Annotated in this window: 7 protein-coding genes; all 7 read right to left on the reverse strand. The window is 66.1% G+C overall.

What is annotated here, in order from left to right:
• Positions 1 to 93 precede the first annotated feature (93 nt).
• Positions 94 to 6,987 carry a beta-1,3-glucanase family protein gene (locus tag HBF26_RS10390; protein WP_167125737.1) on the reverse strand — a complete coding sequence of 2,298 codons (6,894 nt, stop codon included), beginning with the start codon at positions 6,985 to 6,987 and terminating at the stop codon, positions 94 to 96.
• Positions 6,988 to 8,353: 1,366 nt separating this feature from the next.
• Complete coding sequence (gene tldD, locus HBF26_RS10395; RefSeq protein WP_167125739.1) at positions 8,354 to 9,793, reverse strand: metalloprotease TldD; 1,440 nt, start codon at positions 9,791 to 9,793, stop codon at positions 8,354 to 8,356.
• A gap of 162 nt (positions 9,794 to 9,955) precedes the next feature.
• Complete coding sequence (locus HBF26_RS10400; protein ID WP_167125741.1) at positions 9,956 to 13,837, reverse strand: YhdP family protein; 3,882 nt, start codon at positions 13,835 to 13,837, stop codon at positions 9,956 to 9,958.
• Between the two features lie 12 nt (positions 13,838 to 13,849).
• Positions 13,850 to 15,337: a ribonuclease G gene (gene rng, locus HBF26_RS10405; RefSeq protein ID WP_167126510.1), complete on the reverse strand. Its 1,488-nt coding sequence runs from the start codon at positions 15,335 to 15,337 to the stop codon at positions 13,850 to 13,852.
• Between the two features lie 55 nt (positions 15,338 to 15,392).
• Positions 15,393 to 15,950 carry a Maf family nucleotide pyrophosphatase gene (locus tag HBF26_RS10410; RefSeq protein ID WP_167125743.1) on the reverse strand — a complete coding sequence of 186 codons (558 nt, stop codon included), beginning with the start codon at positions 15,948 to 15,950 and terminating at the stop codon, positions 15,393 to 15,395.
• A 21-nt stretch (positions 15,951 to 15,971) separates the two neighbouring features.
• On the reverse strand, positions 15,972 to 16,442 hold the full coding sequence (gene rlmH, locus HBF26_RS10415; RefSeq protein ID WP_167125745.1) for a 23S rRNA (pseudouridine(1915)-N(3))-methyltransferase RlmH: 471 nt from the start codon (positions 16,440 to 16,442) through the stop codon (positions 15,972 to 15,974).
• Positions 16,443 to 16,449: 7 nt separating this feature from the next.
• A complete protein-coding gene (rsfS, locus tag HBF26_RS10420) occupies positions 16,450 to 16,836 on the reverse strand; it encodes a ribosome silencing factor (protein WP_167125747.1) in 387 nt (128 codons plus the stop codon).
• Positions 16,837 to 16,899: the final 63 nt, after the last annotated feature.

A 16,899-nucleotide genomic window follows, 5' to 3' on the forward strand; every position in this document is an offset into this window, starting at 1 on the left:
GGCTCCCACAGGAGTCCGGCAACGTGTATGGCCCACGAAGAAGGGCGGTGGATCGCTCCACCGCCCTTCTTCGTTTTCCTTGCTACGTGAGTCTTACCAGCCGATACCGAGTTCGAGGTGTTCCGGCTGTGTCTCGATCAAGGTCGAGCTCTGGTCGGAAACATCGTCGTACGCGAAACCGTAGGCCTTGCCATTCACGCCGTGCAGGTGCCAGAAGCGCGAGTAGTAGTTCGCCGGCGACTGCGTGTAGAACGAACCGGGGTCCTTCCACAGCGTGGTGTCTTCCATCACGTGGCGATTGAACGCCGCGCAGATCTGGGCTTCGAGCTGCCCTTCCACTCCCCACGGGTCGTTCGACCGGGCCAGCGTGCCCTTGCCTTCGAGCACGTCCTGCGTGCTGGGCTTGCCGACCCTGAAGAGCATGCCCTGCGGCTCGTCCGGCTCGTGCGTATCGGCCCAGTTGGTATGGGTGAAGGTCAGCACGCCGTCGATCACGGTGCCTTCGAACTGCTTGTTGCCGATGGTCATCTCCAGCACGTGGCTTTCATAGTAAGCCCACGACTGGTCGATGTAGTCGTCGAAGTAGTGCTCCTGCGGCTTGCCTGTGTCGAACGCGGCCTTGCCCGGTGCCAGGATGCGGATCGGATCGGCCTCGGTGAGCTGGAACTCGGCCGGAACCTCCTGGTTGTACTGGGCGAAGATCTGCGCACGCGTCTGCGTGATGCCCGACGACTCGTGCCTGGTCTTGTCACCGCCATACACATCGAGCGACAGCGGGATCGAGAACTGATCGACCTGCGTCGTGTTGATGAAGATGGCGTTGTCGTTCCAGGTGAACTCATACCAGTCGTAGTGCACGTCGATGTTCGGATCGGTCGCGTTCAGCGGATTGGGGCCCGCAAAACCGATCGAACCGTCGGCGGCCTTCAGGATCTTGATGTACATCGGTTCACCGACCGAGACGAAGATCCGGCCCGAATCCATCTTCGGCAGCTTGAGCACCTTCGCCTGCGCCAGCGTGAAGAAGTAGTTCGGGTAGTTCTGGCCGTTCTTGGTCAGGTGGCCGGGGCCGTCGTTGTCCGCTTCCGATGCGGCCGTCAGCGTGCCGTCCGGCTTCACCCACGAGAACACCTGGGTCGCCGGGTCGCGGCCGATGACGGCAACGAAGATCTGGTCGTCGCGCCACTTGCCGTTGGTGGTGTTACGCAGTTGCGTGCCGATGAAACCCGGATAGGTGACGTAATCGAAGCCCTGGGACGGATCGTTGGCCTGCGGATTGTCCGGCGGCGTCGTGCCGTCGTTCGTGTCGGCGGCGTACACGCCCATCTCCCACAGCGAATAGCCATAGGGGGTGGAGCGCTTGAGGCCGGTCATCCGCACGTACTGTGCCGAGACCGCCGGGAACGTCACGGTTTCGACGCCGCCCTGCCCGTTCTCGTTGTCGTACGCGACGTTCCAGGTCTTGCCGTCGATGGACACGTCGATCCGATAGGCGAGCGCATGCGCGTTCTCCCAGGACAGCACCACCTTGCCGATGGTCTGCACGGAGCCCAGATCCACCTGGATCCACTGGTCGTCCGTGAAGCCCGAGGACCAACGCGTGCCGGCATCGCCGTCGTTCACGTTCTCCGGCCTGAAGGCCACCGGATTCTCGCTGTCCGACGCGAGCACGGTGCGATGCAGGGCCAGGTTGCCCGTGGCGGGCACGGTCTGGTCCGGCTGCTGCGGCTGCGTTTCCTGCGGCTGGTCGGTCACCGGCTGCTGCGGCTGCGTCGCGACCGCGGCGTACACCTCGAACTCGAACATCGAGTTGCCATAGTCGGTGAGACGCTTGGTGCTGTTCATGCGCACGTACTGTGCGGTCTGAACCGGGAAGGTTTGCGTGTCCACGCCGCCCTTGCCCGCAACCGGTCCCACCACCGTGTTCCAGTGCGCTCCGTCGTCCGAGACGTCGATCGTGTACTCGGCGGAATAGGCATTCTCCCAGCGCATGATCACGTGGTCGAACGTCTTGGGCGAACCGAAATTGACGACGAGATCGGCGGGATCGACCCCCGGCTTCGAACTCCAGCGGGTGTCGAAATTGCCGTCGATGGCCGCCGAGGCGCTCAGGTCGCCACGCTCGGGGTCCACGGACGACGATGCGGTGGCACCGATGGCGATGTTCACGCCGCCCTTGCCATCGCCCGGCGTACCGGGGCTGGGCGGGTTGCCGCCGCCGTTGTCGCCACCGTTGTCGCCATTACCCGGCTGCTGCACCGGCACCGTGCCGAACACGGGATCGAAGCCGTCCGTGGAGTTGTCGACCGCCAGCATGAAGTCGTCGCTGGTGGTCGAAAGCCCCTGGGCGCTCACCACTTTCACACGGAGACGCGTGCCGTTATCCGCCGCCACCAGGGCAGGCGTGGCATAGGCGCCGTCCGCCGTGCTGGAGAGGAACGACTCGACATCGGCGTTATCGGCGTTCTTGCTGACGGTGTACCAGTCATAGCTGAGCGGGCCGACGCCCGTGGCCGTCACGGCGAAGTGCGCGGAACGTCCCACGCCGGCTTTCTGGTTGGTGGGCTGTGCCGTGATCGCCGGCGCGATCGCCTTGGTGCCGAGCACGCACAGCACGTGGCCCGGATTGTTCTCGGCCACTTCACGGCTCTTCACGCCGAGCGAATTCACCTGGAAGGCGAACTGGGGGTCGTTCGGGTCCTGCCCTTCAGTCCACGTCGTCCATGCGCCCGGGAATGCCGCGGTCGAATAGTTCTGTCCGCTGATCGCCAGGGCTTCGTCCACGGTGGGCAGGCGCATGCCGTCCTTCGCGCACTCGCGAATCGCCACCGACTGGGTGAACTGCGCGCCCTGATCGGTGAAGCCGCGCTGGGTGCGGTCCCATTGCAGGCCGCTCAGTGTGTCGGTCACCCGGTTGGAACCGCTGGATGTCGTGTAGCGGTCGGTCGACGAGCAGCACCCGGCCGAGTCGTACACCTCGAACTCGTACAGCGAATACCCGTAATCGGTCGCACGCTTGATGCCCTGCATGCGCACGTAACGGCCCTTCACCGGATGCTCGAAGGTGAAGTCTTCGGTACCGCCGTTGCTCGTTTCCGCGTGGTACGCGTCCTGGAACCCGGAATCCGGGCTGTCCGAGTACTGGATCTTGTACTCGGCGGCATGGGCGTTCTCCCACTTCAGCACGACGCGATTGAAGACGCGCGACGAACCGAGATCGACCGTGATGAACGCATTGTCGTCGCCGATCTTGGAGCCCCAGCGCGTGTTCTCATTGCCGTCCACGGCCTGCCAGGCTGCCGTGCCCTGCGGGTTCTCCACCTCGCTGGCGAGCGTGCCCTTCTGACGGGCCAGGTTCGCGCCCGGCGGAGCGAGGGTCAGTTTCGCGGAGGCGGTGACACCCGCCGCATCGCCGGTGATGTTCGTCACCGTGACGCTGTAGGTGCCCACATCCGCCTGCTGTACCGAGGGGATGGTAAAGATGGGCTGGTCATCGCCTACCGGCTGCCCGTTGTGCGACCACTTGTAATGGTACGGCGAGGTACCCGCCACCAGCGTCGACACATCGAACGTCGCGGGCTGGCCCGGATTCGCGCGGACGTCGCCCATGGCACCGGTGAAGACCGGCGGACGCGCCGCGTTCACGGTAAGCAGCACCTCGCTGGAGAGCTGCTGGCTGCCCGAGTTGCTGATGAACACCGAGTACTTCTTGCCGCTATCGGCCTGGGTGAGCACGGGCGTGTCGTAAACCGGGCCCGTGGCATTCGGGATGGCCACGCCATCCTTCATCCACTTGTACTGCACCTTCGGCGAACCGGACGCCACGACCGCGAAGTGTGCCGTCTGGCCTTCGTCGACGTTCTGCGCCTGCGGCTGGCTGGAAATCGCTATCGGCTTGAACGCGAACACATGCAGCACCGCGGGTGCCGACTCCTGGTCGGGGCCCTGGCCGTGCACCACGACGCTGAACTTCGCGCCGTCGTCGGCAAGGCTCGTGGCAGGCGTGGTGTAGCTCGCGCTCGTGGCGCCCGGAATCTCCACGCCATCCTTCTTCCAGGTGAAGCTGAGCGGCTGTGCACCGGATGCCGTCACGGAGAAGTGACCTGCATCGCCCGCGGTGACGCTGTCGTCGACCGGGTTGGCGATCACCGAGGGCGGACCTGAAGGCGTGGGTGCCTGCGGGACGGCCGAGATCGCGAACGAGGTGTGCCCCGTGAGCAGACCCGGAGCCGACGCGCTCACGGTGACCGTGCCGGTCTCGAACTTCGTGCGCAGCGCGATCTTCTGCAGGCCACCCTCGAACTGAAGCTCATGCGAACCCGGCGAGTGATAGTAGTGGTGCGGCTCCGCGATGCCGCCGTTCGGATCCGGTGTTTCGCCGTCGCTGTAATCGACGTACTGCTGCGTACCGCCGTTGAAGCTGACCAGCGACGCGCCACTGTCGACTTCGAAATCGACCTTCTGCGCGGCGTACGGTACGACCACGCCGTTGGCGTCGACCACCTTGGCCACGATGAAGGCAGCATCCGAGCCGTTTGCCGTGATCTGGAAGCGGGTGCCGTCGGGCTTCACGATCGGATCGGCCGTGTTCACCACTTCGAGCTCGATGTGGTGCGCAGCGCCGGCCGTCGTCAGCGTGTCTTCCACGTTCGCGCCGTTGGCGTCGGTGCGCACGTTGCCGAGGTTGTCGATGCACTGGGCCACGGCCTGGCCCGGCTGCCAGGTGACGTTCCAGTGCACCTGACCCGGAAGCTTCGTGGTCTTCTGCGCCTTGTCGGCACCCACGATCTTGCCGGTGAGGTGGTCCGTGTCACCGTTCTCGGCGTTGTACGAGGCCTCGTCGATCGTGTCCCAGGTGTTCGGCACCTGATCGGTGCCCTGCTGCACGCCGTTGACGAGCAAGCGCACCTTCGGGCAGTTGCTGAACGCATTCACCTGGATGTCGCCGGAGCGGTTCCAGGTGTGCGCCAACTTCACCACCGGGCGCAAGTCGTACGGCACCCACACGGACTCATAGATGTAATAGAGCATGCGCGGGAAACGGTTCGCGTCGGTCATCGACGCATTGTTGCCGCGCGCGTTGTGACGGAAACCCTTGATCGGCGTGCCGTCGGCCCGCGTGGCGATGCTTCCGTCCGGGTTGCGCTGGTAGACCCAGTGCGTGGCGTCCTCCAGGCCTTCCACGAGCTCGATGGTCTCGCCTGGGGTATCGGCGAAGTACCACTGTGCCATGCCGAACGTGCCGACCTTGCGCGCCTGCGAGTACGGCACGAGGTAGTTGAGCGCGAAGGCCAGTTCGTAGTCGTACGAATGGCGCAGCGTGCCCGGGCCCCAGTACTCCGCACCCCACGCGGGCTTGTTCGGATACTCGGTGGAGTGCAGGTAGGTTTCGCAACCGGCCTTCGAGCAGCTCAGGATGTCGCCGTTGGCGGCATTGGGCGTGCGGTCGGCCGCCGCGCGGGGAGCGATGGCGTCCCAGCTGCGCGCCATGGCGCGCAGTTCCTGCGCGAAGGCGGTGTTCATCGCGCCGTTGTCGTGTTCCCACGCCAGGATGGACGGATGGCTGCGGTCGCGGATCACGATGTCGCGATGGACCTCGCGCTTGATCGTCCACATGTCCTTGCACGCCTGGTCGCCGGCGGTGCAGGCATTCGCGAAGCCGTTCTCGCCGTCACCGCTGGGCTGCACGATGAAGACGCCGAGGGCGTCGGCGGCCTCGACGAATTCGGGGCTGGACGGCGAATGACCCGGGCGCCACAGGTTCCCGCCGGCCGCCGCCATCTGCTTGAGGTCACGCCACTGCTGTTCCTCGGGCACGGACGAACCGAGGCCCGGATAGTCGTAGCGTCCCGAGCCACCCCACATGTACTGCTTCTTGCCGTTGATGTACGGGAAGTCCTTGTCCCAGGTGATCGTGCGAATGCCGAGCGCGCTCTGCTTCGCGTCCACCACGGTGCCGTCGATGCTGACGGTGTGCAGCACCTTGTAGAGGTACGGCTTGCCGTCCAGGCTGTTGTTCGGATACCAGAGCGTCGGATGGTTGACCGTCAGCGTCTCGTCGAACACGGGTGTCTGGTCGGAGGGAATCACGTGCGGCGCGAGCGTGCCCTGCCGCTGGTCGCTGGCAACGAGATTGCCGTCGGCGTCCACGATCTGCGTGGTCAGCGTCACCGTCTGCGGCGCGTCGGTCTCATTGACCACATTGGTCTGCACGCGGACGGTGGCCTGCGTGTGGTCGGCGCTGATCGCCTGGGTGCCCACGTAGGTGCCCCAGGTGTTCTGGCCGGCGTAGACGTTCTCCGGAATATGCACGAGATTCGTCACGTGCAGCTTTACCGGACGGAAGATGCCGGCCTCCGCCTGACCGAAGCGGAAGGAACCGGAGAAACCGGGATCTTCGAAGAATCCGCCGCCGCTGCGGCTCACCTTCACCGCCAGCACGTCGGTGCCGTCGAATTTCAGGTAAGGCGTGAGGTCGACGATATGCGGCAGGAAGCCGATGACGTGCGTGGCCTCCGCGTCGGGCTGGCCGGGCTGGTTGAGCACGCCCGTGCCCGGAATGAAGCGGCCGTTGACGTACACGCGGTCGCCCGTGTGGGCGCCCTCGAACTCCACCATCACCTTCTTGCCGCGATAAGACGCGGAATCGGCAAGCTTCGTGCGATACCAGCTGATCTCGCCGTCCAGGCTGCCCTGACCGCCGCCGGATTCCTGGTTGATGAAGGTGGTGAAATCGTTGGCCGCGTGCGGCAACCCGACGGTCAGCCACTTGCTGTCGTCGAAATTGACGGCGGCGCCGTCGTCTCCGTTCGGTACCGGCGCGTAGACCACCGGGTCGTTCGGATTGACGATGGCTTGCTTCGTGTATTTCCACGGCTGCGCGCCGAGGTTGATGTCCTGGCGGTCCGATGGTGCGAGCGTCACGGCCTGGGCCGTGGCGGTCACGCCGAGGAACGCGAGGGCCAGCAGGCTCGATAGCCTGCGCAACCCTGGCGTATTCCGCGCTGTTGCGGGATGTCGCTTCATTGAATCCGGTCCCCCTGATTGGGCCACGTTGGGAGACGACGATGTCGCAACGCGCACGAACGGACAGCCGACGCACATGGCGCCGGCTTTTCGGACGTTTCGCGATGAGTGGACTTTCCACCCAGGTGCCGGTCTGTGCGAGCCCCTGCTGGCCTACCGGGTTCAGCCGTCCATACGCCGTCGCTGCGGATCATCCACTTGCGGAATGACACTCACAATACTAATTCGAGGTATGGGCCCCAAAATGACGACGCGATGTTGCGTTCCGTGATGTGCTTCCGTTTTGTCGTGCCACGGAGGCGCATGGATAGGTTTGGACAAGACGTGCGAACGAGCGGGTTTCGACGGCTCACTGAAGGCGGTTCCGTGTGCGCAGAACGTCACGCGTCAAGAATGTGGCGGGGGTGGAGTGAGGTTGGAGGCAGGCGTTTGTCACTGGTCACTGCGTTTCGCCTCTGCTCACTTGATCGCAATCGTTCGGCGTGCTGCATCTGGGTATGGGTTCGCTTCGTAGGGGGGCTCGCCTGTTCGGCCTCGCATCGGCGCCTGTGCCGTGGCTTGAGAGCCAGTACCCGGACGGTGAGGGTTGTTGTTGGGAGAGCAAAGCGCGCGTGGGGAGAGGAAGCACGAGCCGATGGTGTGCTTTCGCATCTTGCCGACCGAGGCGCTGGGTGCCTGCTTTCGCAGGCACGACGGTAGGGTGGGGGCGCTGCGGTACTGTCGCGTCGCGCTCTTGTGGGAGCCGTTTCGCTTTGTGTGGGAGCCGCTTCAGCGGCGATGGGTGCTTGCGGCAAGCGTGCCCGCCGCCGCGGGATCGCCGGCGTAGCCGGCTCCCACAGAGAGCATTGGGCAGTCGTATTTCTCGGGAACCGGAGCCAGGTTTCCTCGCCGCCATGGCGGCTCCGACAGCAACCTGCGAATCCCAATGCCTCACCCTTCCCAACCGCCGTGCCTGCGAAAGCAGGCACCCAGCGACTTGAACGCGGACGATCACCGCAACGCAAGCAAACAACGCTGCGCCACGTCATACACAACAAACCACCTCACCGTCCGATGCCGGCAGCCATCGCCCTCGCCGCGATGTCTGGAGTCGAGGGTGGCCGGGTGGAAAAGGCCCGTAGGGGGCGGGCCAGGACGGCCCGCCGTCTTCGCCGAGGCAGGAAGCCGAGTCGAAGACCCCCGCCCGGACGCCCGGGTCCGCCGCGGCGAAGCCATAAGACACTAGCCGCGTAGCGGCTCTCCTTTCGCAAGGAACGACGTAAGTCTTCGCAAAGCATGAACCCGCGCAAGCGGGCTATCCTTTTTATCTGCGCGAAACTCGCGGCGACTACGCGGCCGTACCGCCCACCGTCATGCCGTCGACGCGAAGCGTGGGCTGGCCCACGCCCACGGGCACGCTTTGTCCGTCCTTGCCACAAACGCCCACGCCTTCGTCGAGGGCCAGGTCGTTGCCGATCATGGACACGCGCGTGAGCACGTCGGGGCCGGAGCCCACGAGCGTGGCGCCCTTCACGGGACGCGTGATCTTGCCGTCCTCGATGAGATAGGCCTCACTTGCCGAGAACACGAACTTGCCGTTCGTGATGTCGACCTGACCACCGCCGAAGTTCACGGCGTAAAGGCCACGCTTCACCGAACGCAGGATCTCTTCGGGATCGCGGTCGCCCGCCAGCATGTAGGTGTTCGTCATGCGCGGCATCGGCAACTGCGCGAACGACTCGCGGCGGCCGTTGCCGGTGGGCTTCACGCCCATGAGGCGCGCGTTGAGCTTGTCCTGCATGTAACCCTTGAGGATGCCGTTCTCGATCAGCGTGGTGCACTCCGTCGGCGTGCCTTCGTCGTCGATGCTCAAGGAGCCGCGACGGCCCGGCAGGGTGCCGTCGTCCACGACCGTGACGCCCTCGGCGGCCACGCGTTGGCCGATGCGGCCCGCGAACGCCGAGCTGCCCTTGCGGTTGAAGTCGCCTTCGAGGCCGTGGCCAATCGCCTCGTGCAGGAGGATGCCCGGCCAGCCCGGGCCCAGCACCACACTCATGCTGCCGGCAGGCGCATCCACCGCTTCGAGGTTCACCAGCGCCTGACGCACGGCCTCCGCCGCGAAGGCGTGCGCGCGGCCGTTCTCGATGAGTTCGCGATAGCCGTAACGGCCACCGCCGCCGGCATGTCCTTGCTCGCGGCGGCCGTTCTGCTCGGCGATCACCTGGACGTTGAGGCGCACGAGCGGGCGCACGTCGGCGGCGAGCGTGCCATCGGAACCGGCAACGAGGATGGTGTCCATGGTGGCAGCAAGGCTCACCACCACCTGCGTTACGCGCGGGTCGCGCGAGCGGGCGTATGCGTCCACCTCGCGCAGCAGCGCGATCTTGTCCTCGTTCGGCAGGCTCTCCACGGGATCGATGGCGGGATACAGGCCACGCCCGGTCGCGAGGGAAAGCGGCTTGCCGGCGCCCGCGCCGCCCTGCGCGATGGCGCGCGCGGCGCGCGATGCCTCGAGCAATTGCGGCAGCACGATTTCGTCGGAATAGGAGAAGCCGGTTTTCTCTCCGGAAATGGCCCGTACGCCGACACCCTGTTCGATCGAGTGGCTTCCGTCCTTCACGATGCCTTCCTCCAGCACCCAGGACTCGCTGCGCGAATGCTGGAAGTACAGGTCGGCCGCGTCGATCGAGGGGCCCATCAACTGGGAAAACACGCGATCGAGGTCGGAAGCACTGAGGCCACCGGGGGTGAGGAGGCGACGTTCGGCGAGGGAAATCAAGGAATCCATGAGTCTGCCGGTTGGGGAAACGATGTGGCCCCTTATCTGGGGCCGGGACACGCTAGCTTAAACCCTTGTGGGGGCTGCTTCAGCGGCGATGGGCGCTCGCCTCAGGCTTGCCCGCTGCCGCGGGATCGCCGCTGAAGCGGCTCCCACAGGGAAATGCCCCTTTTACTTGGCGGGTAGCACGGCCGGATCGGTCGACGGCTGGCCCTTGTCGATCGGGGTGAACACCGGTTTGTCCCAGGTGCCGGTCACGTGATACCGCTTGCGCGCCGCCTGGTTCAGCCCCTTGCCGAGGATGCCCTGCACGGCCAGGCCCGCGGCGGCGCCGACCGGCCCTCCCGCAATGGCCCCGACCACGGGCAGGCTGTTCCCCACGTGCGGCACGATCAACACTTCCTGGTCGTAATCGCGTGCCTTCAGGCCCGCCCTTCCCGTGATGGTGATCTCGGCCGAGGGCGCGCGAATCTTGAGGTTCTGCGTGGTGGCGTTACCGTTGGCAAAGCGGAAATCGCCCTTGATGGAGTCGAAGCCGAAGCCCTTGCCCAGCACGTCGCCGAAATCCAGGGCGAGACGTCGCGGCAGTTCGGTGACGGACACCAGACCGAACAGGCGGCCGACACCCGGCTGCACCTCGAGGATGCGGCCATTGGCCAGATCCACGGAGAGCGTGCCGTCCATGTTGGCGAGCGCCAGGGCCGACGGGCCGCCGGGCCACGTGGCGTCGAGGCGCGCGGACGTACGGCCGCCCTGCAGGATGCCCGCGAAACCGAGGGCATCGAACATGCGGGCCACGTCCTCCGATGCGAAATCCATCGTCAGGTGGGTGCTGCTGCGCTTCTCGTCGCCATTCCAGTCGCCGGACGCCGTGATTTGCACGTTCTTCGACTGCGCGCGCAGCTGGTCGATGTGCATGCCCTCATCGGTGGGCCAGGTCTCGAGGCGGGCCTCGCCCAGGCGCGCCTTGCCAAGGCGCATGTCGCTTACCTGCAGGTGCATCGGAGGCAGGCTGGAAGGCGCCACGCCGGCTTCGTTCGTGTCGACCGGCTTCTTCGCGGCGGCTGCGGCCGCCTTCGCCTCCTCGGCTTTGGCGACGGTCGCGGCGGTGGTGGCTGCCGCACCGGCCGCGGCCTTGCCCTTCTTCGCCGCAGCGGCGGCATCGTCTGCCGCGGGCCACCACAAGCGGTCCATGCGCGCGGTGATGCCGCGCCGGCGGAGTTCGTCGTTCGGCACCGTCATCTGTCCAGCCATCGCCTCGCTGTCCATGCGCAGCGACAGTTCGCTCGGGCCGGGCTTCGCCACGATATGCATGTTGGCGAAGTGCTGGCCGAACACCTCAGTGTCATCGGCCGTTACGTCCAGCGCCGAGAGACCGGGTCCGGCCTCCCCGGTGGAAAGACCGACGACGTACTGCACCCACCCCGACGCATCCAGCTTTGCCGCGTGGCCACCGATCAGGTAACCCTGCGCAGGCAACGTCGTCGGCGCGGCGGTGCCCAGGTTGAACGCAGCCGCGATCGGCGTGGTGTTCGTCGGCAGGCGCAACCTGCCGCGCACCACGTCGCCCAGGGCAAGATCGAGCCTCGCGCCGTCCACCGGCAAACCGACGCTCACGGAAAGCGGTGTCGCGACGTTGGCGGGCTTTTTCACCGGCGTGGGCATGGTGAGTTCGACACCGTTGAGGTCGGATTCCACCCGAAGGGTCTGCGCCGTGGCATCGCCCTGGCCCGTCTTGCGCAGGTCGAAACCGATGCGGAAATTGCCGCGCCCCTTCGCCACGTCGGACAACCATTTCAGGTTTTCGAAATCGCCGACCATCTCGCCCACGGTGAACGCACCGCCGAGCGAGGCGTCGAGGATCTTCGCCGGGTCGCCGGTGGCGCCGGCGATCGCCAGGTCGAGCTGCGCCGGCTGGCCATGGAACGAGGTTCGCAGCCCTTTCGCGCTGAAACCGGTGCCGTCGAAGGTCATCGGACCGGTGATCTTGTCCAGGCGAAGTTTCCACTCGTCCGCGACGAGGTCGGCGTCCTTGATGGTGGCCTTGCCCTGCAGGGTGAAATCCTTGGCGCTCTTCAGCGGCATGAGCAGGTTGAAGCCGAACTCGCCGGTACCGCCGAGCTTCAACTTGTCGAGGGTCTCACGGCTGTGACTGGCGACGGGGCTGTTCTTGATGAAGTCGAGATAGCTGCTGCCCGTACCGGCGCCGCTCACCTTCAGGTCGAGGATGCCGTCGCCGAAGTCGGGAATGGCAGCGGACGCGGCGCTCACCGCGTTGCCGAGGGAATGGCCGGCCGACGCCTCCACATACATGCCGTTGCCAATGAAGTTCGCGACCGCCGAAATGCCTTCGGCGCGAGGCCACCCGTTGCCGTAGTTGAGTACGGTGTCCTCGATGACGGCGCGGGCCTCGAAGCGGCCTTCCTGATTCTTGAAGGGGAATTCGCGCACGTTGCCGCGCAGTATCGCTGCTCCGCCGGCGATGCGTCCGGCCACGAGGCCGTTGTTGAGCCAGTTCTGTGCGCCTTCGGACATCGAGTGGATCGGCCAGAACAGTTTTGCCGCGGGAACCTCGCCTTCGCCCAGCGCCACGTACATGTCCATGAAGGGGCCGGTATCCGCGTTGGGCAACACCAATTCGCCCCGCGCCTGGCCGCCGTAGCCCTCGCCACGGAAATCGAGAGGATCCACGCCCACATGCCATCCGTCGTCGTCGCGATACGCAGCGATCTCGCCGCCCAGGGAGGACATCTGGAACGGCTTGCGGAATATGCCGGTCGCATCGATCGTGGTCGCCTGCGCCGGAAGGCTGAGTGCGAGTGCTTCGCCGTCGCCGAACAGTTCGCCGCTCAGCGCGGACACGCCGGGCAGGCTGTCACTGGCGTCGATGCCCAGGCCGGAGAACGACGCGTGCGCGAACGACATGCCGGATTCGGAGTTCCACTCCACCCGCGCCTGATCGAAGCGGCCACGCGGATGCCCCTCGCCAAACCAGCGCGCCAGCGCCGGCGTCACCTGGGGAAAGATGCCCGCCCAGGGAAGCAGGGGCGCAAGCTCGAGCTTTCGTCCGACCAGGACACCGTCGGTACGGCCAGCGTTTTGCCGGAGCACCAGTGCGAGGTCGCTGCCGTCGCGTCCCGCCCAGTCGATCCGCTGGCCGCCTTCGGTGCGATGCAGGTCGACGATGCCGTGCAGGCCGGCGGTGTGCACCGTACGCGCCGGACCGCGCACGGCGAGGTTGTCGAGATCCACGCGCCAGGTGGCGCGCACGACGCGCGCATCGCGCCAGTCGAGCCAGGTCTCGAAGCTGCCCTTGCCGGCGGCGAGCGCGTAGCCGTTGACGGCGAAGTCGCTGGTCAGGCCCGCGAAATCGACATCGGCGCCTTTCACGTAGATGCGCCCGCTGGAACCGTCCTCGGCGAACGTGCCGGATGCGGTGAGCAGGCCTGCCGTGTGTTCGCGCCGCAGCGTGCCGCCGAAGCGGATGGCCTGGCCGCGCAGGCTGATCTGCAGGCGGTCGGCAACGAGCCCGTAATTGCGGTGCGTGGTTTCGTCGGCGATGTCGAGGCGCAGGTTGGACAGCCACAGATCGGCCGAGAGATTCCCCAGCGACACCTTCTGTGTGCCGCCGCCGGTGCCGAGGCCGTCGATGCTCCAGCGTCCGTCGGCCGCGCGGCGCAGGCCCAGGCGCAGGTCCTGGAGGCGCAGGTTGATCAGGTGTCGCGACGGAAGCACGAAGGCTCCGAAATCGAGTTTCACCGCGGCCTGGGGCAGGCGCAACGGTTCGCCGCCGCCTTCCGGCGCAACGGTCACGTCGCGCATCACGAAGAGCGGACCCGACGGCCGCCAGAATCCCTCCAGCGACGCGAAGCGCACGGGCCGATGCAACTGCTCGCTGAGCATGGCCGCCACGCGCTCCGGATAACGCGCCGCCAGGGGAAGCAACAATTGGCCGAGCGCCATCAGGATCGCCAACGCGATCAACACGCTTCCGATCAATCCCAGCAAGACGAATCGCAGGCGTCGTGCGCGATGGCGCCAGATGGCACTCACAGGCAGGGCTTCTTACAGCAGGACGACATCGAACTGTTCCTGCGAGTAATGCTCTTCCGCCTGGAAGCGGATGCTCTTGGCGATGAATTCCTCGAGTTCGGCGACGGCTGCCGATTCCTCCTCCAGGATGCGGCCGACCACCTTGGGGCTGGCCATCACCAGGAGTTTCTGCGCGTTGAACTGACGCACCGCGCGGGTGATCTCGCGGAATATCTCGTAGATGACGGTTTCGGCCGTCTTCAGCGTGCCCCTGCCGCTGCACGCGGGGCACGGCTCGCACAGCTGCCGCTCCAGACTTTCCGTGGTGCGCTTGCGTGTCATTTCCACGAGGCCGAGCGCCGACATGGGATAGACGGTGGTCTTCGCGTGGTCTTTTGCCAGACCTTTCTCCAGCATGCGCAGCACCTGTCGCTTGTGCTCGTCGTCGGTCATGTCGATGAAATCGATGATGACGATGCCGCCGAGGTTGCGCAGGCGAAGCTGGCGCGCCGCCGCCTGCGCGGCTTCGAGGTTCGTGCGGTACACGGTTTCCTCGAGATTGCGACTGCCGAGGTAGCCGCCGGTGTTCACGTCGATGGTGGTCATCGCCTCGGTCTGATCGACGATGAGGTAGCCACCCGACTTCAGCGGCACTTCCTTCCGCAATGCGCGCTGGATCTCGTCTTCCACGCCGTAGAGGTCGAAGATCGGCCGTTCGCCCGCGTAATGCTCGATGCGGTCGGAGAGCACCGGCATGAACTTGTGCACGAACTTCACGGTTTTTTCGTAGGTTTCGCGCGAGTCCACGCGCACCTTCTCGATGCCGTCGTTGAGCGAATCGCGCAATGAACGCAGCGGGAGCGACAGCTCCTCGTAGACGCGTTCGCCCACCTTCGCTTTCTGGATGTTCTCCTGCACCACGCGCCACACCTTGCCGAGGTAGGTCACGTCGAAGGCCAGGGATTCTTCCGACTGGCCTTCCGCGTTCGTGCGCACGATGTAGCCGAGATGGTTCTCGCCGATCAGCGGAAGGATGATGTCCTTCAGGCGTTGCCGCTCGGCTTCGTCTTCGATGCGAACCGACACGCCCAACGTGCGCGAATGCGGCAGCAGGACGAGGTAGCGGGAAGGGATCGACAGATGTGTGGACAGGCGGGCTCCCTTGCTGCCGATGGGATCCTTTACCACCTGCACCACGATTTCCTGGCCCTCGTGCACCAGTTCGGAGATGGGCGGCACCGGGCCATGCCCGTTGCCCTTGCCCTCGACCGGCGCATCCGTGGGCGGCAGCGACGGACGCACGATGTCGGACGCGTGCAGGAACGCGGCCCGCTCCAGACCGATCTCGACGAAGACGGCCTGCATGCCGGGCATGACGCGCTGCACACGCCCCTTGTAGACGTTGCCCACGTAACCGCGCTTCTGGGCGCGTTCCACGTGCACTTCCTGGAGCATGCCGTTTTCGACGATGGCCACACGCGTCTCACGCGGTGTGACATTGATCAGGATTTCCTCACTCACCGCGCTGCCTTTTCCTTCCGTCGTCATGCTTTATAGCCCGCCCTGCGAGGGCCTGTCACTGACCGCGCAGCAGGCGGGAGGTTTCGTGGAGCGGCAGGCCCATGACACCTGAATAACTGCCGGAAAGGTGTTCGATGAAGGCCGCGGCGCGGCCCTGGATGGCATAGGCGCCGGCCTTGCCCAGGCATTCGCCCGTGGCCACGTAGGCGGCGATATCGGCGTCCGAGAGCGGGGCGAAACGCACGGTGGAAACCGACCGTGCGCGGCGTTCGCCACCGGCGTGCACCAGCCACACGGCGGAAATCACCCGATGCTCGCGCCCCGCGAGCCGGCGCAGCATGGCGGAGGCATCGGCCGCATCGCGCGGCTTGCCGAACACCTCGTCGCCGAGCACCACCTCGGTGTCCGCGCCGAGCACCCGGGCGTCGGGCTCCCCCGCCACCAGCGCGAACCCGGCGCGTGCCTTGTCCAGCGCCACGCGCGCCACATAGTCGTCGGGCGATTCGCCTGTCCCGCGCGTTTCCTCCACGTCCACATGGAGCGTGCGATGCGGCTCGCCCAGCTGGTCGAGGAGGTCGCGGCGGCGCGGCGATTGCGAGGCCAGGTACAGCACGGCGGTTCCTTGGGGTCTTCGTCAGGCGCGGTGGTAAGGGTGTCCGGCCACGAGCGTCGTGGCGCGGTAGAGCTGCTCCGCGAGCACCAGCCGCACCAGCATGTGCGGCAAGGTCAGCGGCCCCAGGGACCAGCGCTGGTCGGCGCGGGCCAGCACGTCCGGCGCATGGCCGTCCGGGCCGCCGATGAGGAAGGCGAGGTCGCGGCCGCCCATGCGCCATTGCTGAAGCTGCTGGCCCAGGTCTTCGCTGCTCCAGGGCTTGCCGCGCCCGTCCAGCGCCACGACGTGGATATCGCGCGGCAAGGCGGCGAGGATGGCGGCGCCTTCGTCCAGCATGGCCCGGGCATCGTCGCGGCCCTTGCCGCGCACGCCGGGTTTGATCTCGATCAGCTCGAGCGGAAGTTCGTGCGACAGCCGCTTGCGGTACTCGGCGAAGCCTTCGGCCACCCAGGCCGGCATGCGTTCGCCGACGGCGATGAGGCGAGCCCGCACGGCGGGCTCAGTCGTTCGCGGCTTCGGCGCCGTCGTCGCCCACGGTCCACAGGCGTTCCAGGCCGTAGAACTCGCGGATGCGCGGCATCATCACGTGCACGATGATGTCACCCAGGTCGACCAGCACCCATTCGGCCTCGGTCTGGCCTTCGACGCCCAGCGGCATCACGCCCGCTTCCTTGGCGAACTTGATGACTTCGTCGGCGATCGATTTCACGTGCCGGGCGGAGGTGCCCGACGCGATGAACAGGATGTCTGCGATGGAGGTTTTGCCGCGGACATCGATTTCCCGAACGTCCTTGGCCTTGAGGTCTTCGAGGGCGGCGACCACGCGCTGGCGGAGGTGCTCGTTGCTGGCGGCGGATTTGGCCTTGCGGGATGCGGTCGAACTCAAGATGCGGGAACCTCGTACGGCGGGATGCCGGGGTTGGGCGCAGTATAACGCCCGAGCGTTCCG

This window comes from Luteibacter jiangsuensis (assembly GCF_011742555.1).
Classification (GTDB): domain Bacteria; phylum Pseudomonadota; class Gammaproteobacteria; order Xanthomonadales; family Rhodanobacteraceae; genus Luteibacter; species Luteibacter jiangsuensis.